The sequence below is a fragment of the Robertmurraya phoenicis genome, assembly GCF_047302285.1.
Taxonomy (GTDB): Bacteria; Bacillota; Bacilli; order Bacillales; family Cytobacillaceae; genus Robertmurraya.
This window is the reverse complement of sequence record NZ_CP154845.1, coordinates 1,552,188-1,578,647: the sequence shown is the minus strand read 5'-3', so window position 1 is coordinate 1,578,647 and position 26,460 is coordinate 1,552,188. Positions and strand designations below refer to the sequence as shown.

Sequence of the window (26,460 nt, the reverse complement as noted above, 5' to 3'; positions counted from 1 at the left end):
AAACCTAAAAGAGATAAATTGATCCATCTCTAAACGGCTTTATTATTGGATTTTCGTAATACGAACGTTCATTTCTCCACCAGGAGTTTGAACCGTTACTTGATCATCGACTTTTTTGCCTAGTAAGCTTTTCGCAATTGGAGAGTCATTAGAGATTTTTCCTTCGAAAGGATCTGCTTCTGCACTACCTACAATGGTATACGTTTCTTCTTCTCCATCAGGGAGCTCTACAAACGTTACAGAACGGCCAAGTGTGACAACATCTCCACTTAACTCATCCTCTTCAATGATTTTCGCATTACGAATCATATTTTCAAGCGTTGTAATTCGACCTTCAACAAAGGCTTGTTCTTCTTTTGCAGAGTCATACTCAGAGTTCTCAGATAAATCACCAAAGCTACGAGCGATTTTAATTCTCTCAACCACTTCTTTTCTCTTTACTGATTTAAGATGTTCTAATTCTTGTTGTAATTTTTCTTTCCCCGCCAAAGTCATCGGGAATACTTTCTCTGTAGCCAAAATCCTTCACTCCTTCTAGTTTCACAACCCCCATATAGATTGTGTGTGTATTATATTTTTATCTCATTAGAGCGATGGATATTTCATCCGTGTGGAAAAATATCCATTCCCATTTGACACGATGGGAACAGCTCTACACTCAAATCGTATCTTTTTAAATCGGAGGACTTTTCCACTCTCAATTTAAAAAATACTATATGTAACAAGCGTCCACCCTATTCATAAAATGCATAGGAGCGCGCCCTTATTTTTTAGGGCGCGCAAAAGGAAGTGAGAAAACATTCTCCTTGTTAAAGGTAAATAAGAAAAATTGCTATATCCAATAAGCTTTCAAAATCAACTCTTGATGCCTATATGTGAAGAAACTTTCCCTAACTTTTTTCGGGAGTTTACTTTGAAACCATTTTTCTTATTTAATGCCTATTGTGTCATAAAAATGATTTTTGTTCAAGAATTGTTTGAATCTTTGTAACCATCAAATCAATGGCTACATGATTATGTCCACCTTCAGGAATGATAATATCAGCATAACGCTTTGTAGGCTCGATGAATTGATTATGCATCGGTCGAACGACATTCACGTACTGATCGATAACAGAATCTAGTGTACGCCCGCGCTCCTTAATGTCTCTGGACAAACGGCGAATGATGCGAATATCAGCATCCGTGTCTACAAAAAGTTTAATATCCATAATGCTTCTCAGACGTTCATCTTCTAATACAAGAATGCCTTCGAGGATGATCACATCTCTTGGCTCGACCACAATGACTTCTTCTGAGCGCGTGTGTAACGCATAGTCATATACAGGCTTTTCAATGGAATGATTATTTTGGAGTAACTGTATGTGCTCAAATAACAAATCATTATCAAACGCAAGAGGATGATCATAATTCGTTTTCAAACGTTCTTCAAAAGGAAGATGTGACTGGTCCTTATAGTAAGAATCTTGTTCAATCATTAAAATGGAATGGCCTTTAAAACGATTATAAATTGCTCTGGTTACACTTGTTTTACCTGAACCGGACCCACCGGTTACACCAATGACAACAGGCTTGCGCATCTGATTAAAGCTCCTTTCGCATCATGTTGTTCGGGTAAACGGGTTGGTTCACTTTAAATTTTACAATTTGTAGTGGATGACGGGCTGCATCTAGCTCATTTCCATCCTCGTCCCAAATCTTCTCAATGACGTGTGTAAAGTTATTTATTTCTGGACCGAAAAATTCTACTTCTTGACCCGGCTTGAAATAGTTACGCTGTTGAAGTGTCACGATTTCTGTTTCAGGATCGTAATCAAGTACGAGCCCTACAAAGTCAAATTTCGTCTTCTTGCTATGATTTCCAAACATTTGCTCTTTATACCCCGGAACTCCCTCAAAGAAAGCAGGAGCGGTCTCACGATTGGCACACTTATCAAGCTCTTCTAACCATTCACGTTTGATTTTAAAGTTGTCAGGATCTGCACAATAAGCATCAATTACTTTGCGATATACGCTGACAACAGTGGCTACATAATGAATGGATTTCATTCTTCCTTCAATTTTCAAACTATCAATCCCAATTTCGATCATTCGTGGAATGGACTCAATTAATTTTAAATCCTTTGGACTCATTGCAAAAGAGGCATCTCCCTCTGCAAATAAAGAAACCTCTTTATCCCCTTGTAGATCATATAAATCATAATCCCAACGGCAAGATTGACAGCAGCCTCCCCTATTTGAGTCACGAGCTGTCATATGATTACTTAATGTACAACGACCAGAATAGGCAATACACATTGCTCCATGAATGAAGGTTTCAATTTCAATATCAACCTTTTCTTTCATGAGTTCAATTTCTTCAGCACTTGTTTCACGCGCAAGTACGACACGCTCCAAGCCTTCTTCCTTCCAAAATTGAACGGCCTTCCAGTTTGAAAGAGATTGCTGTGTACTTAAATGTACCTCTATTTCAGGTGCTAATCTGCGGCAAGTTTCGATAATAAGTGGATCACCAACGATGATACCTGCAATCCCTGCTTCTTTTAGTCCTAAAATATACTCTTCTAAACCGTCTATATTTTCATTATGAGCAAATATATTGGTGGTTACATAGATTTTCGCTCCATATTTTTTGGCAAATTCAACGCCTTCTTTCATTTCATCAAATGTAAAGTTACCAGCGTTTGAGCGTAATCCGTACTCTTGACCACCAATAAAAACTGCATCTGCTCCATACTGAACAGCGATTTTTAATTTTTCAAGATTACCCGCAGGAGCGAGCAATTCCGGCTTCTTCACAATGACACGCTTTCCGTCGATTACTTTCGAAATTCGATCTTGCATCGTTGTAGGCATTCGTGAACCTCCTTAATATACTGTCTCCTTAAAGAAAAATCCTGTGTCGAGTTTGCGGTTTGGTGGTTGAATTTTTTCGATTTCGGCTAATAATTCGTCCTTCTCATCCTCGTATTGATCTGGGTCATTTACACAAAGATCAATCGCTTGACGATATAGCTTTGTTACCGCCTCAATATATTCTGAACTCTTCAAAATGCCATCAATTTTAAAACTATCAACACCAGCTTCGATAAAATCTTGAAGCTCATCAATCATACAAATATCATTTGGACTCATAATATGCGTTCCATTTAAATCCTCAAAAATGGGATACTTATTTTCTCGCTCTTCATCATGTAAAAACATATTCTTGTTTTCTTTACGATTTTCGATTTCCAATGCTTTCCCTTGATATTCAAAATAATTTCCTAACAAGGAGCGCTTTGATTGGAACATCGCTGTCATGCCATGAATTTGAATCTCGATTTCCACTTCGGCATTCTCTTTCGTTTCGATCACTGCATCCATACTTAATTCTCGGGCTAAAATGGCACGTTTGGCACCTTTTCTGCCCCAATAATTACAATGATACCAGTTCGTTCCGGTCGTTTCTGTACCCCAATGAAGTTTTAACTCAGGAGCTACTTCTTTTGCCACCATTATAACAGCCGGATCACCAAAGATAACCGCGTCCACATTTGCTTCATCAACAAATTTTAAGTAATCATAGAGCTCATCAATTTTTTCATTATGAAAAATCGCATTAACAGCTACATAGACTTTTTTCCCTTTTGAATGAGCGTATTCTATTGCCTTCACAATGTCATCCTTTGAAAATTCCCCGGCAAGTCTTAAACCGTATCGTTCTTCACCAATGACAAACGCGTCCGCGCCTGCATCAGACAATGACAGAATATCGTCAACACTTGTTGGTGTCACTAATAATTCAGGTTTTTTCATTATTTTCACCTCTTTTTACTTATCGCAACGCCATCACCAACAGGTAAGATGACCGTATCATATTGAGAATGTCCCATAAGCCATTCATTAAAATCATTGATTTTCTTTACTAAGCTCCGAATTCGCCGATTATCAATATGAGGTTCACAAACAAGTCCTTTAAATAACACGTTATCTGTAACAATGATTCCATCCTCAGCTAAATAAGTTGAATACATTTCAAAGAATCGTTTGTACTGCCCTTTTGCAGCATCAATAAAAATTGCATTATATGGAGCTAAACTCTTAACCTCAGCTTCGACCTCCAATGCATCTCCTTTAATTAGATGGATCTGCTCTTGTTTGCCTGATTGCTGAAAATAACTCTCCGCCCTCAAATAACGCTCTTCGTCCCTTTCAATCGTCACAATGGTCGCATTTGGAAGAGCATCAGCCATTCTTAATGCCGAATATCCAATCGCTGTTCCCACCTCTAAAATAGAATGAGGCTGCTGAATACGTAGAATTTGTAGAAGTGCCTCAATTCCAGTCGATTCCATAATCGGCACTTGATGCTCTTTCGCTTCGTTTTCCATCTGTTGAAAAAGAGAGGAGCGTTTCGGAATCATCTGTTCAATATATTTCTCTATTTCTCCATGCATCTATTGTTCCACCTCAGTTCTCCCAATTTCAATGAAACGGAAGATTACATATCTATAGACATGAAAAAATAGCGTTCACAAAAGTAGATTCGCTAGGAAACGGGCTAAGCCATCAAAAGGAATCGAGCATTTCTGTGATACACGCTATCGGCTGTCCTATAAAACACTTTTTCTATTTTAGCATAAATGTTTCATTATCACAATAATCGAAGCAAGTCTAGAAAAATGTTTCATTTTCTATAAAAAGCGAGAATGTACATTGACATCCTCGCTTTCTTAATTATTGTATATGCTCTGCTTTCTTTTGATTATGCTCATCTAATGTTTTGGAGAATAAGACTTCTCCAGATCCTGTTGCTAAGAAATATAAGAAATCTGTTTCTGCTGGCACTAAAGCTGCTTCGATAGAAGATACACCTGCATTGGCAATTGGACCAGGAGTTAATCCTGTATTCACATAGGTGTTATAAGGATCATTAATTTCTAAATCCTCATATAACACTCTATCCTTGTGCTCTCCAAGTGCATATAAAACAGTCGGATCAGTTTGTAAAGGCATGCCAACATCCATACGATTGTAAAAAACACTCGCAATCTGATCTCTTTCTGTCTGCTGAGTCGCTTCTTCTTCAATTAATGAAGCCATCGTTAAGACCTGATGAGGAGTATACTCCATTTCAGCCATCGGTCCTGTATATTCTTCAATCACATCTTGGGTCTTAGCTAACATGACTGTAACAATTTCTTCAATCGAAGGATCTTCCTTATAATAAGGGTAAGTGGCAGGGAATAAGTACCCTTCTAAAGGATATTTAATATTTTCATTAAATATTTCATCTGTTAACAGATTCGGATATAACTGCATCATTTTTCGAATAAAGTCTTCATCATTTAATTGGGCAAATACTTCATCCACTTCATGATCGGTCTTTTCACCAATGATTGTCGCGATCTCTTTTAACTGTTTTCCTTCAGGGATCGTGATTTGAAAGACCACTTCCTCAACAATCTTACCTGTTTTTAGACTCTCAATGATTTCTGGGAATGTCATGGCAGGTGTCATTGTGTACTCGCCAGCCATAAATCCGGCTTCATTCTTGAACTTTACGTAGTACTTAAAAACTTTGGCATCTTTTATTATGCCATTATCCTCTAATATTTGCGAAATTCCTGTGACTGATGAGCCAATTGGGATTTCAACTGATTTTTCTGTTTTGCTTCCTGGTTCAACAGGTTCTAATGCACTTTTTATGTAAAAGTATCCTCCTGTTAATGTGCCTGCTACAAGTAAAAATAAAACAATAGATATAATAAAGACGATCTTTCGTACGACTCTAGCTTCTTGTTGACGTTCTATCATTTTTTCACGCATATATTCCTTTTTCGATTTTTTTTCATCAGATGCCATCAATTTCCCCCCAATAAAAGAAAAGCGTAAGCGCCTTGCTCATCGCCGTACAAACTGGAGGGGCCTCGACTGAGATATAGGAAACTTGAATTGCGGAGCAATTCATAGTTGACTTATCGTAGGGAGGGGACCCGAAGTTTGATAGACGATAGGCTGCTTGCGCTAGACAATTCTCAAAGTAAAAATTTATACTTCTTATACAGCAAAATGGATATCATTTCCTCTACTATCCATACATCTCGCATTATTATACTATATTTTTTTCAAGAATATCGCAATAAAAGACAAAAAAACACCTTATTTTCGCCACAAGACAACAAAAAAAACAGCTAAGTTCCAGGAGCGGAAATCACCATTCCCGCGCAATTCACACAAAAAAAGCTGGCTCAAAGGCCAGCTTTTTTCATTGATTCCTATTCGTCATCTTGTTCTTCTAGGAAAGTATTTAACATTTCCTCAATTAAATCCCACTCTTCTTCTGTTTCAATCGGTTGAAGATCGCCGTCTTTGTTGTCTTCGGATGGAACGAAAGCGGAAGCATGAATCTCAATTTCCTCATCGTCTGAATCATCTTCTCCGATTGGATAATAAAGAACGTATGACTTGCCAAATTCATCTGAATCAAAGGTAAATAAGATTTCACAAAGCTGTTCGTTTCCTTCTTCATCAATTACTGTAATATTGTTATCACCGTGGTTCATTTTTTCACCTCATAATTTTTTCTAAATCATTTTATTTTCCACTGTCTAAATATCCTTGCAAAATCATAACAGCCGCCATTTTGTCGATCACTTTTTTTCGCTTTTTACGACTCACATCTGCCTCAAGAAGGACTCTCTCAGCAGCCATCGTTGTCAAACGCTCATCCCAATAAACGACTGGTAGGCCAAATCTTTTTTCTAATTCTTTTCCATAGAAATGACTAGCTTCCCCTCTAGGACCGATCGTGCCATTCATATTCTTCGGCATGCCAACAACGATTTTCGAGACATCGTAGTCATTAATAATTTTTCCAATTTGCTCAAAACCAAACATATTTTGTTCTTCATTTATGCGAATGGTTTCCAAGCCTTGGGCAGTCCACCCTAATTCATCACTAACAGCGACGCCGACTGTTTTAGAGCCGACGTCCAGTCCCATCATTCGCATAGATTACGATCCCTCTCGCTGTCGTTTCAAATAAGATTTAACGAGTTCTTCAATGATCTCGTCCCTTTCAAGTTTGCGAATGATATTTCTCGCATCCCGATGACGCGGTATATATGCCGGATCTCCTGAAAGTAGGTAACCAACAATTTGATTTATGGGATTGTACCCTTTTTCTTGAAGAGCCTCATATACTTCAAGAAGAACTTCATTTACGTCATGTTCAAAGGGCTCTTCCGGAAAACTAAATCTCATTGTCTTATCAAATGAGCTCATGGTATGCACCTCGCTTTTCTTTCTTTCACGATCATTGGTAAAGTTTGTTTGCATTTTTTTCAAAAAACATTTTCATAATGGTGCACAATCTACATGCATTCCATTTTGTGAAGTCGAATATGTTACCTACATTTTACACTACTTTGCTACAAACTCAAAACGCTGTCTTAAAAAGATTTCACAAATTCTTCTACAGATGCAAGAGCGTCATCAAGTTTATTTGGATCCTTACCACCAGCCTGCGCCATATCTGGACGGCCACCGCCGCCGCCACCGCAGCGAGTTGCTACTTCCTTGACAATCTTTCCTGCATGATAGCCTTTGTCTATTAGATCTTTCGTCACGGCAGCAATGATATTCACCTTATCTTCATTTACACTACCTAAAACTAAGATCGCTGAGCCCAATTTTTGCTTTAAGTCATCAGCCATATTACGGAGATTATTCATGTCCATCCCCTGAACTTTTGCAGATAAGACCTTTACACCATTCACTTCTTTCACTTGATCCACTAGGCTTCCAGCTTCAATATTGCCTAATTTAGCAGCAAGTGATTCATTTTCTCTTTGCAATTGCTTAATTTCCATAAGCAACGCATCAATACGATTCACAACATCTTTTGGATTGGCTTTAAGCTTAGCACCAGCAGATTTTAACACCGTAATCTGCTCATTCATTTGTTGATACGCAGCTTCTCCTGTTACGGCTTCAATACGTCTTGTTCCTGCCCCAATTCCAGTTTCGGAAACAATTTTAAACAATCCGATGACCGAAGTATTCGGAACATGACATCCTCCGCAAAGCTCTAAACTGTAATCTCCAACTTGAACAACGCGAACGATATCGCCGTATTTCTCGCCAAATAGAGCCATTGCTCCCATTGCCTTCGCTTCTTCAATTCCTTTGTAATCGATATTAACAGCGAGGCCACGCCAAATTTTCTCGTTCACGATTGCTTCAATTTGCTCAAGCTCTTCTGCTTTTACTTGACCAAAATGCGAGAAGTCAAAACGTAGACGATCCGCTTGGACGAGGGAACCAGCCTGATTCACATGTGTGCCGAGGACATCTTTTAATGCTTGATGTAATAAATGAGTTGCTGTGTGATTTTTGATCACTTTATTACGATTTAGTTCATTAACAGTAGCGATTACTTGAGCATTTTCCGTTAATGTTCCTTCTTCCACTATTGCGCGATGGAGGTTTTGACCATTTGGTGCTTTTTGAACGTCTTTGATTGATACCTTCAGTCCGTCAGCTTCAAGAGTACCTTCATCCGCAATTTGTCCACCACTTTCTGCGTAAAATGGTGTTTCAGCAAGAATAATTTGAACTTCTTCTCCTGCTTGTGCAGCTTGAACAAGTTGACCATCCTTCACAACTGCTATAACGGTTGCATTTGTTTGTAGCTTGTCATAACCAATAAACTTGCTTTCTAATTTGATATCTCCTAAGACGCCACCTTGAACCTGCATCGAATCGACATCTTGTCTTGCAGCACGAGCGCGCTCTCTTTGTGCTTCCATTTCAAGTTCAAAGCCTTCATGGTCAACTTTCATGCCTTCTTCTTCTGCATACTCTTCAGTTAATTCAACTGGGAAACCATAGGTGTCGTATAACCGGAAAACATCCTTCCCTTGAATCTTGACACTTCCATTATCTTTTTCCTTCTTAATAATCGAAGCTAAAATATTTAAGCCTTCATGGAGTGTTTCATGGAAACGTTCCTCTTCGTTTTTAATTACTCTTTGGATAAAATCAGTTTTATCTTTCACTTCAGGATAGAAGTCAGACATAATTTCTCCCACGACAGGAACCAATTCAAACATAAATGGACGATTAATATTAATTTGCTTTGCATAACGAACAGCACGACGGAGAAGACGTCGTAAGACATATCCACGACCTTCATTGGATGGAAGTGCACCGTCCCCTACAGCAAATGCCACTGTCCGAATATGATCGGCAACAACCTTGAAGGCAACATCTGTTTCTTTGTTTTGATTATATTTCACACCTGAGATTTCTTCTGTTGCACGAATGATCGGGATAAACAAATCTGTATCAAAATTGGTTGGCACGTCCTGAACAACAGAAGCCATCCTTTCAAGACCCATCCCTGTATCAATATTCTTCTTTGGAAGTGGTGTATAGGTTCCATCAGGATTATGGTTAAATTCTGAGAACACTAAATTCCAAACCTCTAAATAACGGTCGTTCTCTCCACCAGGATATAATTCAGGGTCTTCTGGATCATTGCCATACTTTTCGCCACGATCGTAGAAGATCTCTGTATTTGGACCACTCGGCCCTTCTCCAATATCCCAGAAGTTCCCCTCTAAACGGATGATTCGTTCTTCAGGAACACCAATTTTTTTACGCCATAATTCAAATGCCTCTTCGTCTTCTGGATGAATCGTGACCGATAATAATTCTGGGTCAAAGCCAATCCACTTTTTATCCGTAAGAAATTCCCAAGCCCACTCAATTGCTTCTTCTTTGAAGTATTCACCAATGGAGAAGTTCCCAAGCATCTCAAAAAATGTATGGTGACGAGCTGTCTTCCCAACATTTTCAATATCGTTCGTACGAATTGATTTTTGGGCATTTGTAATGCGTGGATTATCAGGAATGACACGTCCATCAAAGTATTTCTTTAATGTTGCTACTCCAGAGTTAATCCAAAGTAATGATGGGTCATCATGAGGTACAAGAGGTGCACTCGGTTCAACAGAATGACCTTTTTCCTTAAAAAAATCTAAGTACATGCGACGTATTTCAGCACCAGTAAGATTCTTCATCTATTATTCCTCCTATGTGTTTTATACAAATAAAAAAAGCCCTCATTCCTAAACAGGGACGAGGACAATGCTCCGCGGTACCACCCTGATTACGAATGAAAAGCCTCATTCATCTCTCAAAACCTTTTAACGCAAGGTTACGGCAGGGATTAGCCTGCATTCTGGATTAGCTTTCTGTTACCCTTCATCTAGAATTTCTTTCAGCCAAGGAAATTCCTCTCTATACAGATGGACTGCAACATACTTCGTTCCTTCATCATGTTTTCCTATTAATTCCTATACGCATTATAGCGAGTAAAATTTATGTTTGTCAATGTTTAACCTTTTACTCTTGCCTGAATAAAGTGATTTCTAGAGTGGAGCAGGGTGACTTTTAAAATGGCAAGAATCGGTACCCCTACGATTAACCCAATAACACCGCCTATTTCTCCTCCAGCAAAAAGAGCCAGCATAATCATCAATGGGTGCATATGAAGGCTTTTTCCGACGATAAGGGGAGACAGAATATTTCCTTCTAGAAATTGCAATATAAGCACAATGATAACAGAAGTAATGACCATTTTCATCGACATCGTTGCTGCAATAATCGTAATAGGCACAAGGGCAATGATCGGTCCAAAGTAAGGAATAATATTGGTGATGCCAACAATCACCCCAAGTAATAAAGGGTATTTCATTTTTACAAACCAAAACAAAAGGGCTGCGATCGTTCCGATGGAAGCTCCTACAAGTATTTGTCCACGAATATAGCCACCTAATGACTCATCAATATCTCTTAAAAACTGGACTCCTCGTTTTCTCCATTTTCTCGGCGTTAAGTACCAAGCCGCTTTTTTAATCAATTCCACATCTTTAAGCATGTAAAAAGTGATAAATGGAATAAGCGCAATCATCACCAGCGAATTTAAAATCCCCACAAGATAATCTAATACCTTCGTTAACATTCGATCCAATGCTGCTTCAGCCGCAATAATCCCCTCATCGACACGATCTTGGAACCCTTCCGGCCAAGCAGAAGTTTGCTCCTGAATTAAGATCACCCAATTCCGATATTGATTTGCAAATTCTGGAGCACTTTCCACTAAGTCTCTGAGCTGAACAATAAAGGCTGGGAGACCTTTATAAATAACAAAGGCAATCCCGCCAAAGAAGAGAAAATAAATAATGAGAATTGATAACCAGCGGGGAAGATATGTCTCATGCAATTTTTCCACGATTGGATGCAACAGGTAAGTAATAAAGGCTGAAATCAAAAAAGGTGTAAGAATCAGGCCAACTATATGAAAAAAAGGAACCCAGATCGGCTTTAGCTTCAAAAAAACATATAAAAGAACAAATAATAACAATAGAAAGCCAAATCGATAAAGCCACCTGAATCGATTGTCCATTCTTTCTACCTCCTTATTGTTAGTGTGGAAGCCAGTTGCGAAAATATACATTTAAGAAGGGAAAAAACTCCCCCCGTAAAAGGGAGGAGCAAATCGATTAAAGAATGTAGCGACGTACATCCTCGTCAAAAAGATCGTCCAGTGAACTTAAAGATCCATCCTCTTCAACTTGATGAGTGCTGATCATGCCTTGAGACACGGATAGTTCGATGAAGCAGTTCCAGCAGTAATATTGATTGATTCCGATCTTACCAATATCTTTACTTTGACAGTTAGGACAATTGAACATTGAAAAAGACCCCTCTTATCTAAAATTTATGTTTGTATATTTACGATAATGGCGTCTTTCCCAATTTTAGGTGGAGCATCGCTTTTAAAAACTCGCTTCCCTTCCGTTATATCAGCAAAGAAGCCATCCGAACATTCATACCCTAAAATTGTGCCCAGCTCCTCATGAAAATATACGTCCTGGAGAATCCCCAGTCGCTCACCCTCTGCTGATAATAACGATTTCCCCACTAATTTTTCCTTTCCGTCAAGGATATGGTAAGAACCGTTTCCTGGTTGCAGCTCCATCTTATCTTCCAGCATGATCCCATCGGTTCCAAAAGACGAAATGTCTTTTAATGGAATGAGGCATGGCTTTTTAAACAGAGCACCTCTTTTTACTAAAACACCCTCAACTTCACCATGGTCAGATAAGCAAATATCACAAACTTCTCCTAATTTCTCTCCGGAACTCTTCACATATATTGGCAGACCCTTTAGTATCGACACTGTTCGCAGGAGATATCCCACCTTTCCGAACAGTTATAGTTTTTCGCAGGATAGAAAGATTCATTAAAAGAAAGGTTTACCAGTGCAGTGGATGTTGTATTGTGAGTGTTTGTGGTCAATTTCAGGGGAGCGCGAGTAGTTATGGGCGGGATTGCGGGTGTTTTGTTGGTTATTGCGGGTAAATCAGAGATCATTGCGGGGGTTTTCATGGTTATTGCGGGTAATTTGCCATTAATTGCGGGGGTTTTAAGGATAATTGCGGATCTCTCGTTAAATACAAAAAAAATTAGAGCACCACATACTGGGCACTCTAAATTTTTTCCTGCTCCATGAAATCATAAGGGGTCATATTTTCCATCCCAATCAGAGGATCGATATCGACAATCGTATCTTCATATAAAACCGGAGCCGTTTTTGGCTTGGAAACTCCAGACATCTCAGAATCCGTAGTATCTTCAGTATCCGTACTACTAGCAATCGCTTCCTGTAATTTCTCCTGTAATGACGTTAATCGAGTCTGTTCATCAACGCGTCCGATCGCCATTCGCAATGCTTCTTCTTCCCCGCATAAAATGAGGGAGCTTTTGCTTCTCGTAATCGCCGTATAAATAAGATTTCTTCGTAACATGCGATAATAGCTTTTAACGACAGGGAGAATGACGATTGGAAATTCACTTCCCTGTGACTTGTGAACCGAACAACAATAAGCATGGGTAATTTGATTTAAATCTTGACGTGTGTATGTGGCCTCTATCCCATCAAAAGAAGCAATGACCATATCTTCTTTTTCCGTATTTTCCTTTGCTGTAAAAATCGAGACTATTTCACCAATATCACCATTAAATACGTGATTTTCAGGTTGGTTTACGAGCTGTAAAACTTTATCGCCAATGCGATATTTTACATCGCCAAATTTCAATTCTTTTCGTGAACCATCATCATTATCATTAAAAATTTGTTGGACAATCTCATTCAGTTTATCAATTCCAGCCGGTCCCTTATACATCGGCGCTAATACTTGAATATCTCGTTGCGTATAGCCCTTTTTCTTCGCGTTTTGAGCCACCTTCTCGACCACTTCACCAATTTGTCCAGCATGACAGCGAATAAAGGAACGATCCTTTTGGAGTTTTAATATATCATCGGGAAGCTTACCATTCTTAATGCTATGGGCTAATTCAATAATTGAGGAACCTTCCTCTTGCCGATAAATATCGGTTAGCCTTACGGTAGGAATTCTCTTTGATTCAAGTAAGTCCTTTAATACTTGTCCAGGTCCTACTGATGGTAATTGATCCTCATCTCCCACAAGGATCACTTGAATTTGATCAGGAAGTGCCTTAAATAATTGGTTTGCCAGCCATATATCGAGCATCGAAGTTTCATCGACAATTAATATTTTCCCTTCAAGCGGATCGTCTTCGTCACGGCTAAATCCTTCGACTCCGTTCCAACCTAATAAGCGATGAATCGTCACTGCAGGTAAGCCGGTTGACTCCGTCATACGTTTTGCGGCACGACCCGTTGGTGCTGCTAACAGAAATGGAAAAGGTTCATCACCCTTGTAGTCTTTTGGATCCAATGAACAGCCATGCAATTCACCGTATAGCTCAACAATCCCTTTGATGACCGTTGTTTTTCCAGTACCAGGTCCTCCCGTTAAAATTAACATCGGAGACATTAATGCAGTTTGAATGGCTTCCTTCTGTGTCGGTGCATATTGAACCTTTAATCTCTCCTCAAGTTCACCTAACGCTAATAAAAATTCAGACTCAGGAAATTGTTCATCATATTCTCTTTGCTGAAGGATTCGTTTAATATTTGTGACGACGCCTTTTTCGGAAAAATAAAGGGAGGGAAGATAGATTTTTTTATCCTCAATGATAATTTTTCCCTCTTCCTCAAGCTTAACAAGTTCATTGGAAATGTCCGTAAATTCAATCATATCCCGTTTATTATCTTCTAATAGCTTTTTCACCGAGATGAGAAGGCTTTTTGCTGATATGTAGACGTGGCCAGCTTGCATACATTCATTTTCTAATACGTATAAGCAACCAGCTTTAATTCGATCTGGATGGTTACCAGAAATTCCTACTAAATAGCCAAGTTCATCAGCACGGCTAAAACCAATTCCCTCTACATCCTCAACAAGTTTATAGGGATTGGATTGTATCACTTCTATTGTTTGCTCTTTATATGCCTGATAAATTTTCATGGAGATTTGCGGACCAAATCCATATTGGTTTAAAGCAATCATCGCTTGCTCTAAACCTTGATTCTCCATTAACGTATCATATAGCTCCTTTGCTTTTTCAGAAGGAAGTTTCGGCACAGTATCAAGGATGGAAGGCTGGGACAGAATACGAGAAATGGCATCTTCGCCTAATGTATTGACAATATTTTCTGCCGTCTTCTTCCCGATTCCTTTAAACAAGTCACCAGATAAATAAGCAATGACTCCTTGCTTTGTTTGCGGAAGCTCCTTGCGAAAATGTTCTGCTTGAAACTGAGGTCCAAACTTCGGATGTTCCTTCATCTGCCCATAAAAAATATACGTTTCTTCCTCGTGAACCTTTGGAAAATAGCCTGTAATGACCGCTTCCTTATCTTCGTAATTTTCATTCGTGTCTTCTACCCGAATTCTCATTACAGTGTAAAGGTTTTGTTCATTATGGAAGATTGTCACGAGATGCTTTCCCTTAATATACTTGCTCTCCTCGTTAAATAGGTCCAGCTTTTCCTGCTCTGCCAAAGACTTTCCCTCCTTCCTTTTAAACTTTTAGCAAAGTTTACTTATTCACCTTTTTCCATCAGCTTTTTACCGTATCCTGCTAACATATGGTCAGGTTGAACTTCCAATGCTTTTTCAAACATCGCTAAGGCTTTAGCGCCATCTTCCTTGTACCCATATGCAACACCTAAATTGTAAAAGGCATCGGCATGTTCTTCGTCTATTTGCACACAAACTGTAAATTGTTCAATTGCTTCATCAATTAACTCTAATCCAGCCAAACATAAACCATATTGGAAACGAGCTTCTGCATCAACACCATTTAGTTCCACAGCACGCTGAAAATAAGGTAAAGCAAGACGTGGCTGTTCAAGCTGTGCCAAGGTTAAGCCAAGCATAAAATAATTGTCACTAGTTGTTAGTCCTTGCTGCATTGCTTTTTCAAACATATTTTTCGCTGCATCTAAGTTTTCATTTTCAAAATAAAGGTTTCCGGCACTGTAATAAGCAGCTGCTGCACTTTTATCAAGCTCAATCGCCTTTTCAAAAAAGGACAAAGCTTTCTCATTTTCGCCTACTGCCGCAAGAACATTGCCAAAATTAATGTAAGATACGGCATCTTTTGGGTTTTCTTCAATCGCTTCCATAAAGATTTTTGCTGCCTCTTCCCATTTTCCTTCTTGCATATATTGAATTCCTTGTTGGTTCTTGTCCATCTATTTTCACTCCTATAGTCAAAAGTATAGCATATCTTACTTGTGTCAGAAACGAAATCAAAAACACCCCGATTCTAAAGAATCGAGGCATTCTTGAATATTATCCAACATACGTTAATCGTTCGCCATCTTTGTAGATTTCGTCGATTGTCCCTCCACCAAGGCATTCATCACCATTGTAAAAAACAACCGCTTGCCCAGGGGTAACAGCACGTATCGGTTCATCGAAGATCACCTTTACTTTGCCATCCTCTAACGTTTGCACTGTTACTTTATTATCTGGTTGACGGTATCGAAACTTGGCCGTACATGCAAATGAATCAGCTTTAGAAGCATTCGATACCCAACTCACATCAGTCGCTATAATTGAATCTGAGTAGAGCTTTTCATTGTGGAAGCTTTGCCCAACATAAAGGACATTGCGCTTTAAGTCCTTGCCAATGGCAAACCATGGTTCACCAGAGCCACCAATACCTAGACCATGACGCTGACCAATTGTGTAATACATTAGACCATCGTGCTTGCCAACAACTTCCCCCTCAAGGGTTTCCATATTTCCTGGCTGAGCAGGTAAGTAATTACTTAAAAACTCCTTGAAATTACGTTCTCCAATGAAGCAAATCCCTGTGCTATCTTTTTTCGTAGCCGTTGCTAAACCAGCTTCCATGGCAATTTCCCGCACTTTTGATTTTTCAATATCACCAATTGGAAACATGACTTTTTCTAGTTGTTCTTGAGAAAGTTGATTAAGGAAATACGTTTGATCCTTATTTTCATCTATTCCACGAAGCATTTTGACTTCCCCATTTCCCCGATCGACACGGGCATAATGACCAGTAGCCAAATAGTCAGCACCTAGATTAACCGCATGTTCGAGAAATGCCTTGAATTTAATTTCTTTATTACACATAACGTCTGGATTCGGTGTCCGACCTGCTTTATATTCATCTAAAAAGTACGTAAATACTTTATCCCAGTATTGTTTCTCGAAATTAACAGCATAATATGGAATGCCAATTTGGTTACATACGCGGATTACGTCATTATAATCCTCTGTTGCCGTACACACGCCAAACTCATCTGTATCATCCCAGTTTTTCATGAAAATCCCGATGACATCATATCCTTGCTGTTTTAACAATAATGCTGCCACAGAAGAATCGACTCCACCGGACATTCCTACGACAACCCGTGTATTCTTTGGATCCTTCGTCAATTTCTTTCACCTCACTTACTTCCCTACTAAATCTATTTATTTGTTAGCCGCTTCACAATTTCAGCCGTTGTTTCCGCTACCTTGTGAATTTGTTCGGTAGTGTTACCAAGACCAAAGCTAAAACGGATAGAATTTCGCAATTTATCGGAATGACTTCCGAACATCGCAACCAGTACATGTGATGGATCGATACTACCAGCTGTACAAGCTGAGCCACTTGAGGCAGCAACTCCTGCTAAATCTAAATTGACAAGCATCGCTTCCACATTCGTTCCTGGGAAGCTTAAGTTTAAAACATGAGGGAGAGAATTTTCAAGTGATCCGTTTACGGAAAAATCGATTTTGTGTTTTTTCAAGTCATCGATAAATATTTGCTTAAACTGTTGATACTTTTTTACCTTCTCATCTCGTTCAAATTGGGCTACACTCACCGCCTCTTGAAAACCTGCGATAGAAGCGACATTTTCCGTTCCTGCACGTCTCTTTCTTTCTTGCTCCCCACCAAAAATAAGTGGTGAGAGCTTGACATCATTACGAACATATAAAAATCCAATTCCTTTAGGTCCGTTAATTTTATGGGCCGACACACTTAATAAATCAATATTTGCTTCACTCACATCAATACTGACTAATCCGTAGGCTTGAACCGCATCTGTATGAAACAATGCTGGATGTTCTTTTAACAAATCCCCAATTTCCTTAATCGGTTGCAGGGTTCCCACTTCATTATTTCCATACATAATAGAGACAAGAATGGTATCTTCCCGCAAGGCGCTTTTTAAATCGTCGATTGAAATTCTTCCTTCCGTATCGACTGGTAAATAGGTCACTTCAAAGCCCTTTCTTTCAAGTTGCTGGCATGTATGAAGCACTGCGTGGTGTTCAATTTCTGTCGTAATAATATGCTTACCTGTTTGCTGATTCGCTTCAGCCACACCAAGTAATGCATAGTTATCGGCTTCTGTTCCGCCGCTCGTAATGATGATTTCATTAGGGTGCGCACCAATGCTTTTCGCTAACAGCTCTCTCGCTTCATCAACAATATGTCTCGCTTCACGACCAAAAGCATGGATGCTAGACGGGTTTCCAAATTGCTGACCCATAACCTTTGTTATTTCTTCAATCACCTGCGGGTGCATCGGAGCAGTGGCAGCATGATCTACATAAATCCGTTCCAATATTCGTTCACCTACTAACTTATCTCTTAAACTTACTATTTCCACTTGCCCATTTTATAATCGATCATAAAATATCGCTATTTTCTTATAAGTATCTTGTTCGCTCATTCTTTTGAAAAAGTTAGTGAACAAACTTTAAATATAAAACATATAAGCGTCAGACTCGCCATTATCGGTGTGATTGGCTAGGTCTTCTAATGTTGTATTCTCTAACACATCTTTCACTGCATCTCGAATTCGCATCCATAATTCCCTCTTTGCTGGCTCTTCATCCTCAATTCCTTCAACAGGGGTAATCGGCCCTTCTAGTACGCGAATAATATCCCCTGAAGTTATGTTGGAAGGTTCATCTGCCAATACATATCCACCGTATGCACCACGGATACTCTTAACGAGCCCAGCATTTCTTAATGGAGCAATCAACTGCTCTAAATAATGTTCCGACAAATCGTTTGCTTGTGCAATCGCTTTTAAAGAAATCGGTCCATCCCCATGCTTTTTCGCTAATTCGATCATAATCGTTAAACCATAGCGGCCTTTAGTTGAAATTTTCATAAACTCGCACCTCGTTTTGATTCAGTTTGTGAATGCTTTACTACCATCTTTTTTTCTTTTAAATGCAATAACCAATGCTCTGTCAACTTGTAACACTGAGGAAGACATATACCTGCCAATGGTCCAATCATTAAACCGATAATAATCGTTCCCCAAAAAATCGGTCCACCTAACCACCAGCCGACAAGAAGAACGAGTATTTCCATAACCCCTCTTACATTACGTACTTTCCAACCTGTCCTAGATGTCAACGCAATCATCAAGCTATCCCGCGGTCCAGCACCAAATTGAGCTGAAATATATAGGCCCATTCCATATCCATTAAGAATGATACCGCTAATAAACATAAGAAGTTTACCCATCAATCCCTCTGGTGTTTGTAAAAAAGGAAGGAGAAAATACATATCAATGAAAAGACCCACAAGGATCATATTCATAAACGCTCCCACTTGTGGAAATTCCTTCGAGATGATAGCAGCCGCCAGTAAAATAAATATTCCTATAATCACCGACCAACTACCAATCGTTAATCCTAATTGATAGTATAAACCTACATGCAATACATCCCAAGGAGTCGCTCCTAATTCAGCCTTAATTAATAAGACAAGACCTAAAGACATCAATAATAAACCTAAAATATAAATTACAAATCTCGGACCAACCTGTCCTTTTCGCCGTTTCCCCATCGATGATATCTCCATTCTTTTCACACAGATGATTCGTATCCGAAGGACCCGTGAACATTTTTATCTAACGCAAAGGATCTATGATATAAATATTACCAAAATCCTGATTAATTTGATAGGCAATAGCCATTATAGCACAACTTCAAGAGGCATGCGGTTAAGACCAACTGATTTTTGGCTCATTTCGTGCGAAACATAGTTTCGCACGCCTTTCAGCATAGCTGAAATGAGAGCCAAAAATCGTTTTTACATCCTCTCTCTTCAGTATGCAAATGTATGTTCCACATGTTATGGTAAAGGAAAGAAATCGTCTACACTTTAAGAAAATGGAGAGATTGGAATGAATGTTAAGCCGCTTGCCTTTCGCATGAGACCTAGAACGATAGATGAAATCCTCGGTCAAACGCATCTCGTAGGAGAAGGAAAAATTATTCACCGCATGGTTAAAGCAAAACAACTCTCTTCGATGATCCTCTATGGACCACCGGGAATTGGAAAAACCTCTATTGCGAGCGCGATCGCAGGAAGTACTAAATTTGCTTTTCGTATGTTAAATGCGGTAACGAATAATAAAAAGGACTTAGAAATTGTCGCAGCCGAGGCGAAAATGTCTGGGAAGGTAATACTCCTTTTAGATGAAGTCCACCGACTTGATAAAGGAAAGCAGGATTTTCTCCTTCCACATCTCGAAAACGGCTCAATTGTCTTAATCGGTGCCACCACGAGTAATCCGTATCACGCCATCAATCCTGCAATTCGAAGCCGCTGTCAAATTTTTGAACTTAAACCGTTAACAATCAATGAAATTGTCGATGCATTAAAACGGGCTATCGTTGATCAAGACAGAGGACTTGGGAAGGATTCAATTGATATAACTGAAGAAGCACTGCTCCATCTCGCAACAGGATCGAATGGAGATGTCCGTAGCTCCTTAAATGCATTAGAACTTGCCGTCGTATCAACTGAAAAGGATGAAGATGGAACAATCCATATTGACCTTGCTATTGCAGAGGAATGTATGCAAAAAAAGAGCTTTACCCATGATAAAGACGGCGATGGACATTATGACGTGCTTTCCGCTTTTCAAAAATCAATTCGAGGTAGTGACGTCAATGCCGCCCTCCATTACTTAGCCCGATTAATTGAAGCAGGAGACTTACAGAGCATTAGTCGAAGATTGCTCGTCATCGCCTATGAGGATATTGGTCTTGCCAGTCCACAAGCAGGGGCAAGAACATTGGCAGCGATTGAAACAGCAGAAAGAGTTGGATTTCCTGAAGCAAGAATCCCTTTGGCCAACGCCGTCATTGAACTCTGCTTATCTCCTAAATCAAATTCAGCTATTATGGCCATTGATCAAGCCATTTCTGATCTTCGGAAAGGAATTAGCGGAGAGGTACCTGATCATTTAAAGGATGCACATTATCAGGGTGCAAAGGAATTAGGCCGTGGCTTAGAATATTTGTATCCTCATAATTATGAAAATGGTTGGGTCAAGCAGCAATATCTCCCTGACCGAATCAAAAATAAAATGTATTATGAACCAAAACGGACAGGAAAATTTGAACAAGCTTTAGCAACTGTCTATGAAAATCTTTTGAAAAAAGGTTAAAACAAAAAACCGCTCATGGCGGTTTTTTGCTATTTTATGCTGCCACGTCACGCTTTTTGAAAACGAAATGAGCAAGTAATTGGAACAAGATAAAATAAACGGCAAGAACCATGAGCGAAAAAGGTAATGTCATTCCCTCGAGCATTGGATATCCTTCAAAGTATTGCGTTAAATCCGTATTGGCAAATAGAGAATATTTCGCCCATTCGTATTTCATTGCAACTAGCTGAGTAAGCTGCGCCCCGGTAAACATGAGGAAAAGTGAAATTCCAATCGCAAGTGAACTACTTCTAAATACCGCTGAAATCATAAACGCCATCGTCGCAAGCATGACCATGCTGACAGAATTTAGCCCATACGTAATTACTAGGTGGAGAAACATACTTTGTTCTGTAACCGTTCCTTGATGATAATTTAAATACGGATTAGCACTATCTGGTCCACCAAATAACACAAAGCCAAGTAAAGTTGAAAAACCAAAGCAAATTGCGACAACAATAAAAGCAAAGATAAGGACAGTTAAATACTTGGCAATGAGAATTTTTGCTCTGTTCACAGGTCGAATAAGGAGAAGCTTGATCGTTCCCCAGTTAAATTCACTAGCAACAATCCCTGCTGCAATAATAATCGTAAACATTCCTGCGAATTCGATGATCGGTAAAACATCACTCACAAACTCCCATACTGAATAATCAACATTTGGTGATAGCTCATGTTCAATTCGATAATCATTAAGGGCTATTTGTTCCTTATAATACTCAATTTGTGAAGCTGGGATCTGACCTTCCAATTCTTCAATCTGCTTTTGCAAACCGGTATTTTCCATTTGTAATCCTTGTTTCCACTCTTGATTATCAGGGACCGTCCCGCCACTATCCTGATATTTCATAAATGCCCCTGCAACTAAGGACATCAAGATCAGGAGCCCAATCATCACATACGTTCCTGGTCTTTTAAAAATTTTCATTAACTCGTTCTGGATCAAATTAAACATGGGCTACACCTTCTTTTTCCTTCGTAATCTCTAAGAATCGCTCTTCTAGCGTTTGCGTTATTTCCTCTATTCCGTATATAGAAATATCGTCATGAACCAGCGTTTTCACAACGGACGGGATCTCTTCTTTTGAAATGGTTAGCGCAATTCCCTCTGCTGTTACGTCAACAGAAAGATCTGGATAAGAATGTGAGAGAATATCTCTCGCTTTCTCCTTTTCCTGAATTTCAAATTGATAGACCTTCGCATCACCATTGACAAAATCATGGACCATTTGAACATCTATAAGCTTCCCTTTTTGAATAATCCCGATGCGATCACACATCATTTCCATTTCCGATAATAAATGACTAGAGACGATAACTGCCATATTTCTTTCTCTTGCAAGCATCCGTATATGGTCTCTTATTTCTCTAATTCCAGCTGGATCAAGTCCGTTCGTTGGCTCATCTAAAATTAAAACATCTGGATCATGGAGCAAACATTGAGCTAAGCCCAGTCTCTGCCTCATCCCGAGCGAATACGTTTTAACCTTATCCTTAATTCTATCAGTCAAACCTACTAATTCTACGATTTCCGCAATTTTTTCCTTCGACACATTGGAAGACATCCTCGCAAAATGAAGAAGATTATCATAGCCACTCATGAACTTATACATTTCAGGATTCTCTACGATCGCCCCGACATGACTTACCGCCTTCTCAAAATCAGTACGAATACTGTGCCCAGCAATTTTGATGTCTCCTTCTGTAATCCCAATTAATCCAACAATCATGCGGATCGTTGTCGTTTTCCCGGCACCATTCGGTCCAAGAAAACCGAAAACCTCGCCACGATATACATCAAAGCTTATTTGATCAATGATGGTTTTCCCTTTTATCTGCTTTGTTACATTTTGAATTTCAATTACAGCACTCATTGGTTACTCCTTTTAAATCAAATTTTTCTTCATCCATTCTAATACGGAAAGTCCCTTTGATTCTCGTAATTCCTCGACATTTTCAATCGCAACGATTCGTCCATCTTGGATTGCGATTATTTCATCCAACAATGTTTCGATTTCGTCGATTTCATGTGTCGCAATGACGACCGTTTGTTCATTAAAATCTATATACGACAATAATCCTTTGACGATTGAATCTCGCACCATCGGATCAAGTCCTGAAAATGGTTCGTCTAATAGTAGAATGGGGGCTTGACGAGCTAAAGTAATGACAAGCTTTAGTCTTCCTCGATTTCCTTTCGAAAGCTGTTTTAATTTTTTCTGGGGGTCAAGCTTCATAAAAGTTAATAATTCACCTGCTCTCTCCATATTAAAATCATGGAATTGAGTAGCAGAGAAATTGATCATATCTTTTACTGTGAAAGACGGATAGAAAAAATCAAGTTCAGATAAATAAGCGACCTCTTTAGCAATTTTCCGATTTACTTTTTTGCCATTTACCGTAATCAAACCGCTTGATGGAAAAACTAGTCCAGCAATCATCTTTAATGTCGTTGACTTTCCACTGCCGTTTGGTCCAATAAATCCGTAGATCTTACCTTTTTCCAGCGAAAAAGAAAGATCCTCTACCGCCGATTCCCTTCCAAACTTTTTTGTGACTTGTTCAACTTTAATCATTTCTCCCCCTCCCTATCAATATAATTTTGCAAACCTTTCAGCATCTCTTCCTGTGAAAAGCCTAACTCCTTCATATTGTGAACAAAGGCAGCAATCATATCGGTCTGCAGTTTCTCCTTTAAATCGACAATAATCTCATTGGCCTCAGTTACAAATGTTCCCTGTCCTCTCCTCGATTCCACGATTTCCATCCTCTCCATTTCACTATACGTTCTTTGAATGGTATTTGGATTCACACCCGATTTAATCGCCATTTCTCTTACTGATGGAAGTTTTTCACCTGGCTTAAGTTCTCCGCGAACAATTTGATGACTGATTTTATCGACGATTTGCATATAAATTGGTTTTGATGCCTGGAAATCTTCCATTTCTACTACACCTCAACTTTCCTTTCTAATAACCAAACAGAAACGAGAAACACACTAATGATTATCAGAATTTGCAAACCTATCGAGAACAAATTGACGTGACCTATTTCTTCAGTAAAGTTATTATTGAAGTATGGACTTGAAAAATTGACTTGTATACTGCCTTTTTCATTCAATACTTCAAATACTTTTAGTTCGGCAAAAAAATTACTGATCATATTAATCACAATCCAAACGACTAGTAGAACTAGCCAGCGAATTCTACTTAAAAAAGGGATACCCTTTAGCGAATGATAAAGTGACCAGTAAAAAAGTAACCAAACACCGAAATAAAATGCAGTTACAGCAACCGCACCTATAAATATTAAAAGATTCCCCTCTATTATTTCAGCAAATTCCTCTAATCCACTTGAAATCGCCATTCCTGATATAACAAGCTTCAATAACAGGAGAATGGCAAACAAAGAAACGGCAAAATAAGTAGTTGCAGCTGCCAACTTTGATAAGAAAAGCTTTGCTCCTCCATTCGGGTTATGAAGCCAAAGTTGGCTTTGCCCCTCTACTTGTAAAGAGGTGAAAAGAATTCCTGGAAGATAAAACACATGCAGTACCAATGCAATGAATAAAAATATAACCGGTATACTCGGCTCTCCCATATATTCTTTTAACCCATAAGAAGCCACTGTTACGAAAAACAAAAGGATCATTCCAATAAGAAAATTACCTCTAGAGATTTTTAAATCCTTTAAATAGAGACCTTTGAAAGATAACACTTAATTCCCTCCTTACGTCTTAGTGTTCTAGTTAAATAATACACCGGTACTTTTTATAATGCAACATAAATATTCAATTATTTTCCATGGTTAGGAAATTAGCCCACTCTACATAATTCGATTTCTTTCGGTGACGATAAGAATAATACATTTAGTCAGGATGTGATGACATGAAAAACAGAAGGGATAAGTGGACAGACGAAGAAAATCATTTACTAAGAAGAATAGTGCTCGAACACGTGCAAATGGGGGCCACAAAAACAGCCGCTTTTAAAAAAGCCGCAGCTCTCTTAGGGAGAACACCCGCTGCTTGCGGTCACCGCTGGAATCATGTTTTAAGTAAAGAAGAAGGAACAGCTGCAACCACCCCCACACCACAACTCCAACTTCCTCCTCCTAACGAAAATAGACCTCTGGAAGCAGAGGCCATAACGTTGAATACGATTATTCAATATTTACAGTCATTAACGAGTGGAGAGCAACACGAAGAATTAGCAGAACAAAACAAAAAGCTGCAAGAAGAATATGAGGAACTTAAAAGACAGTCCTCTGCCCTCGAAAAATCGTATAATAAGAAGAAAGAACAACACCAAGAACTTGTTCAGAAATACGAAACGATCGCCAAAATCCTCACTGAGACAGAATCCCTTCTAGGTGAGCATGTTGCCCATTAAAATGCTTGTTCGAAAACAGCACAAAAAAGAGTAGGTCAGAAATAATCTGACCTACTTTTCGTCTTTCACACGTTGGATTTTAATATCCTTCAATAACTCTCTCACGACATAGCTTGCCATGATAAGACCAGCTACTGATGGTACGAAGGCGTTTGATGCTGGAGGCATTTTCGCCTTTCGAATCGGCGCATCTTCTTTACCGACTACCTTTCTTACATCCTCACGAATGACGACAGGACTCTCATCTGAAAAGACAACCGGAATTCCTTTTCTAATTCCTTCTTTACGCAGTCTTGTGCGAATGACTTTAGCAATTGGATCGGTATGAGTTTTGGAAATATCAGCGATTTGGAAACGAGTTGGGTCCATTTTATTTGCTGCACCCATACTTGAAATAATCGGGATATTTCTTTTTAGACATTCCTTCATAAGGTGGATTTTGTAGACAATTGTGTCGGAAGCATCGACTACAAAATCAAGCCCATATTCAAAGATTTGCTCATATGTTTCTTCAGTATAGAACATTTTTAACGCAATCACTTCACACTCTGGATTAATATCCTGAATTCTTTCCTTCATTAAGTCAGCCTTCGGTCTCCCAACTGTGGAAAGAAGGGCAATAATTTGTCTATTTACATTCGTAATATCGACATCATCTTTATCAATCAGAATAAGTCGTCCAACTCCGGAACGAGCTAACGCCTCTGCCGCAAAGGAACCTACTCCGCCAATTCCCAGTACTGCGACTGTACTATTTTTCATTATTTCTAGCCCTTCAGTTCCAATGGCTAGTTCATTTCTAGAAAACTGATGCAACATGTATTAACCACTCCAAATTCAGTTTAAAACCGTTTGGTTCTATTTTTACCCGTAAAAAATATACCATACTTTACTCCATTTATCATCTCGAGATTCAACAAGGTTCAAATTAGGTCCCTTTTTAAACAGGATCTTTTCGCAAACATTGCTGCTTTTGGATAGTAATAAGGATCCAATTTTCCTACAGTTCCTCCTACAAAAATGATAAAGAGGAAGCGAAAAGTGCCGTCGCGAACTTCATGTATGGCAGTACCCATGATATATGGGTAAAAACCGGCTTCT

General features: G+C 39.0%; 28 protein-coding genes and 1 other annotated feature. Of the genes, 3 read left to right on the top strand and 25 right to left on the bottom strand.

The features are described from left to right. Window positions 1–42: 42 nt before the first annotated feature. The 13 genes from greA to AA0X71_RS07600 all read right to left on the bottom strand — a co-directional run bounded on the left by greA (window position 43) and on the right by AA0X71_RS07600 (window position 12,235). On the bottom strand, window positions 43–519 hold the full coding sequence (gene greA, locus AA0X71_RS07660; protein ID WP_019154610.1) for a transcription elongation factor GreA: 477 nt from the start codon (window positions 517–519) through the stop codon (window positions 43–45). A 428-nt stretch (window positions 520–947) separates the two neighbouring features. Beyond that, complete coding sequence (gene udk, locus AA0X71_RS07655; RefSeq protein ID WP_413361008.1) at window positions 948–1,580, bottom strand: uridine kinase; 633 nt, start codon at window positions 1,578–1,580, stop codon at window positions 948–950. 4 nt (window positions 1,581–1,584) lie between these two features. Continuing rightward, window positions 1,585–2,856, bottom strand: coding sequence for a peptidase U32 family protein (locus tag AA0X71_RS07650; protein ID WP_413361005.1), 1,272 nt, complete (start codon window positions 2,854–2,856; stop codon window positions 1,585–1,587). A 12-nt stretch (window positions 2,857–2,868) separates the two neighbouring features. After that, window positions 2,869–3,798, bottom strand: a complete 930-nt coding sequence (locus AA0X71_RS07645) for a peptidase U32 family protein (RefSeq protein WP_413361003.1) — start codon at window positions 3,796–3,798, stop codon at window positions 2,869–2,871. Between the two features lie 5 nt (window positions 3,799–3,803). Then, a complete protein-coding gene (locus tag AA0X71_RS07640; RefSeq protein ID WP_413361000.1) occupies window positions 3,804–4,439 on the bottom strand; it encodes an O-methyltransferase in 636 nt (211 codons plus the stop codon). 280 nt (window positions 4,440–4,719) lie between these two features. Then, complete coding sequence (gene mltG / locus AA0X71_RS07635; RefSeq protein ID WP_413360997.1) at window positions 4,720–5,847, bottom strand: endolytic transglycosylase MltG; 1,128 nt, start codon at window positions 5,845–5,847, stop codon at window positions 4,720–4,722. 413 nt (window positions 5,848–6,260) lie between these two features. Then, on the bottom strand, window positions 6,261–6,548 hold the full coding sequence (locus AA0X71_RS07630) for a DUF1292 domain-containing protein (RefSeq protein ID WP_413360995.1): 288 nt from the start codon (window positions 6,546–6,548) through the stop codon (window positions 6,261–6,263). A 31-nt stretch (window positions 6,549–6,579) separates the two neighbouring features. Then, a complete protein-coding gene (gene ruvX / locus AA0X71_RS07625; protein ID WP_413360993.1) occupies window positions 6,580–6,996 on the bottom strand; it encodes a Holliday junction resolvase RuvX in 417 nt (138 codons plus the stop codon). Window positions 6,997–6,999: 3 nt separating this feature from the next. Continuing rightward, entirely contained in the window at window positions 7,000–7,269 is a 270-nt protein-coding gene (locus AA0X71_RS07620; RefSeq protein ID WP_413360991.1) for an IreB family regulatory phosphoprotein, read from the bottom strand. A gap of 167 nt (window positions 7,270–7,436) precedes the next feature. Continuing rightward, window positions 7,437–10,070, bottom strand: coding sequence for an alanine--tRNA ligase (alaS, locus tag AA0X71_RS07615; protein WP_413360989.1), 2,634 nt, complete (start codon window positions 10,068–10,070; stop codon window positions 7,437–7,439). 51 nt (window positions 10,071–10,121) lie between these two features. Continuing rightward, window positions 10,122–10,336 (bottom strand) — a binding site (T-box leader). A gap of 51 nt (window positions 10,337–10,387) precedes the next feature. Beyond that, window positions 10,388–11,458: an AI-2E family transporter gene (locus AA0X71_RS07610; protein WP_413360987.1), complete on the bottom strand. Its 1,071-nt coding sequence runs from the start codon at window positions 11,456–11,458 to the stop codon at window positions 10,388–10,390. 97 nt (window positions 11,459–11,555) lie between these two features. Next, window positions 11,556–11,747 (bottom strand): hypothetical protein, encoded by a 192-nt coding sequence (locus AA0X71_RS07605; protein ID WP_413360985.1) that lies wholly within the window; start codon window positions 11,745–11,747, stop codon window positions 11,556–11,558. Between the two features lie 26 nt (window positions 11,748–11,773). Continuing rightward, window positions 11,774–12,235, bottom strand: coding sequence for a PRC-barrel domain-containing protein (locus AA0X71_RS07600; protein WP_413360983.1), 462 nt, complete (start codon window positions 12,233–12,235; stop codon window positions 11,774–11,776). Between the two features lie 141 nt (window positions 12,236–12,376). Between AA0X71_RS07600 and AA0X71_RS07595 the strand changes: the two genes are divergently transcribed. Further along, complete coding sequence (locus AA0X71_RS07595; RefSeq protein WP_413360981.1) at window positions 12,377–12,568, top strand: hypothetical protein; 192 nt, start codon at window positions 12,377–12,379, stop codon at window positions 12,566–12,568. Here the strand turns inward: AA0X71_RS07595 and AA0X71_RS07590 are convergent. From AA0X71_RS07590 to AA0X71_RS07565, 6 genes are all read right to left on the bottom strand, one after another. Next, entirely contained in the window at window positions 12,546–14,987 is a 2,442-nt protein-coding gene (locus AA0X71_RS07590) for an ATP-dependent RecD-like DNA helicase (RefSeq protein WP_413360979.1), read from the bottom strand. The two genes, AA0X71_RS07595 and AA0X71_RS07590, sit on opposite strands and share 23 nt — an antisense overlap. A gap of 41 nt (window positions 14,988–15,028) precedes the next feature. After that, complete coding sequence (locus tag AA0X71_RS07585; protein WP_413360977.1) at window positions 15,029–15,682, bottom strand: tetratricopeptide repeat protein; 654 nt, start codon at window positions 15,680–15,682, stop codon at window positions 15,029–15,031. A 100-nt stretch (window positions 15,683–15,782) separates the two neighbouring features. Then, entirely contained in the window at window positions 15,783–16,898 is a 1,116-nt protein-coding gene (gene mnmA, locus AA0X71_RS07580) for a tRNA 2-thiouridine(34) synthase MnmA (protein ID WP_413360975.1), read from the bottom strand. Window positions 16,899–16,930: 32 nt separating this feature from the next. Next, window positions 16,931–18,076 (bottom strand): cysteine desulfurase family protein, encoded by a 1,146-nt coding sequence (locus AA0X71_RS07575; protein WP_413360973.1) that lies wholly within the window; start codon window positions 18,074–18,076, stop codon window positions 16,931–16,933. Window positions 18,077–18,211: 135 nt separating this feature from the next. Then, entirely contained in the window at window positions 18,212–18,631 is a 420-nt protein-coding gene (cymR, locus tag AA0X71_RS07570) for a cysteine metabolism transcriptional regulator CymR (RefSeq protein ID WP_413360971.1), read from the bottom strand. Beyond that, window positions 18,628–19,317: a YczE/YyaS/YitT family protein gene (locus AA0X71_RS07565; RefSeq protein ID WP_413360968.1), complete on the bottom strand. Its 690-nt coding sequence runs from the start codon at window positions 19,315–19,317 to the stop codon at window positions 18,628–18,630. The genes cymR and AA0X71_RS07565 overlap by 4 nt, the downstream gene beginning before the upstream one ends. A 340-nt stretch (window positions 19,318–19,657) precedes the next feature. Here AA0X71_RS07565 and AA0X71_RS07560 point away from each other — a divergent pair, with 340 nt between their 5' ends. Beyond that, window positions 19,658–20,929: a replication-associated recombination protein A gene (locus AA0X71_RS07560; protein WP_413360965.1), complete on the top strand. Its 1,272-nt coding sequence runs from the start codon at window positions 19,658–19,660 to the stop codon at window positions 20,927–20,929. Window positions 20,930–20,963: 34 nt separating this feature from the next. On the opposite strand, the gene AA0X71_RS07555 is transcribed toward AA0X71_RS07560, so the two are convergent. Genes AA0X71_RS07555 through AA0X71_RS07535 form a run of 5 tightly spaced genes read right to left on the bottom strand, consistent with a single transcriptional unit; the run spans window position 20,964 to window position 24,685 of the window. Continuing rightward, the gene (locus AA0X71_RS07555; RefSeq protein ID WP_413360963.1) at window positions 20,964–21,923 is read right to left on the bottom strand and encodes an ABC transporter permease; all 960 of its coding nucleotides are present in this window, start codon (window positions 21,921–21,923) and stop codon (window positions 20,964–20,966) included. Beyond that, a complete protein-coding gene (locus tag AA0X71_RS07550; RefSeq protein ID WP_413360961.1) occupies window positions 21,916–22,842 on the bottom strand; it encodes an ABC transporter ATP-binding protein in 927 nt (308 codons plus the stop codon). Before AA0X71_RS07550 ends, AA0X71_RS07555 begins: the two co-directional genes overlap by 8 nt. 12 nt (window positions 22,843–22,854) lie before the next feature. Then, a complete protein-coding gene (locus AA0X71_RS07545) occupies window positions 22,855–23,544 on the bottom strand; it encodes an ABC transporter ATP-binding protein (protein WP_413360958.1) in 690 nt (229 codons plus the stop codon). Continuing rightward, a complete protein-coding gene (locus AA0X71_RS07540; protein WP_413360956.1) occupies window positions 23,541–23,912 on the bottom strand; it encodes a GntR family transcriptional regulator in 372 nt (123 codons plus the stop codon). The genes AA0X71_RS07545 and AA0X71_RS07540 overlap by 4 nt, the downstream gene beginning before the upstream one ends. Window positions 23,913–23,917: 5 nt before the next feature. Continuing rightward, the gene (locus tag AA0X71_RS07535; protein WP_413360954.1) at window positions 23,918–24,685 is read right to left on the bottom strand and encodes a hypothetical protein; all 768 of its coding nucleotides are present in this window, start codon (window positions 24,683–24,685) and stop codon (window positions 23,918–23,920) included. A 170-nt stretch (window positions 24,686–24,855) separates the two neighbouring features. Between AA0X71_RS07535 and AA0X71_RS07530 the strand changes: the two genes are divergently transcribed. Next, complete coding sequence (locus AA0X71_RS07530; protein WP_413360952.1) at window positions 24,856–25,359, top strand: hypothetical protein; 504 nt, start codon at window positions 24,856–24,858, stop codon at window positions 25,357–25,359. A 51-nt stretch (window positions 25,360–25,410) separates the two neighbouring features. On the opposite strand, the gene AA0X71_RS07525 is transcribed toward AA0X71_RS07530, so the two are convergent. Further along, window positions 25,411–26,178 (bottom strand): ThiF family adenylyltransferase, encoded by a 768-nt coding sequence (locus AA0X71_RS07525; RefSeq protein ID WP_019154636.1) that lies wholly within the window; start codon window positions 26,176–26,178, stop codon window positions 25,411–25,413. Between the last annotated feature and the right edge of the window lie 282 nt (window positions 26,179–26,460).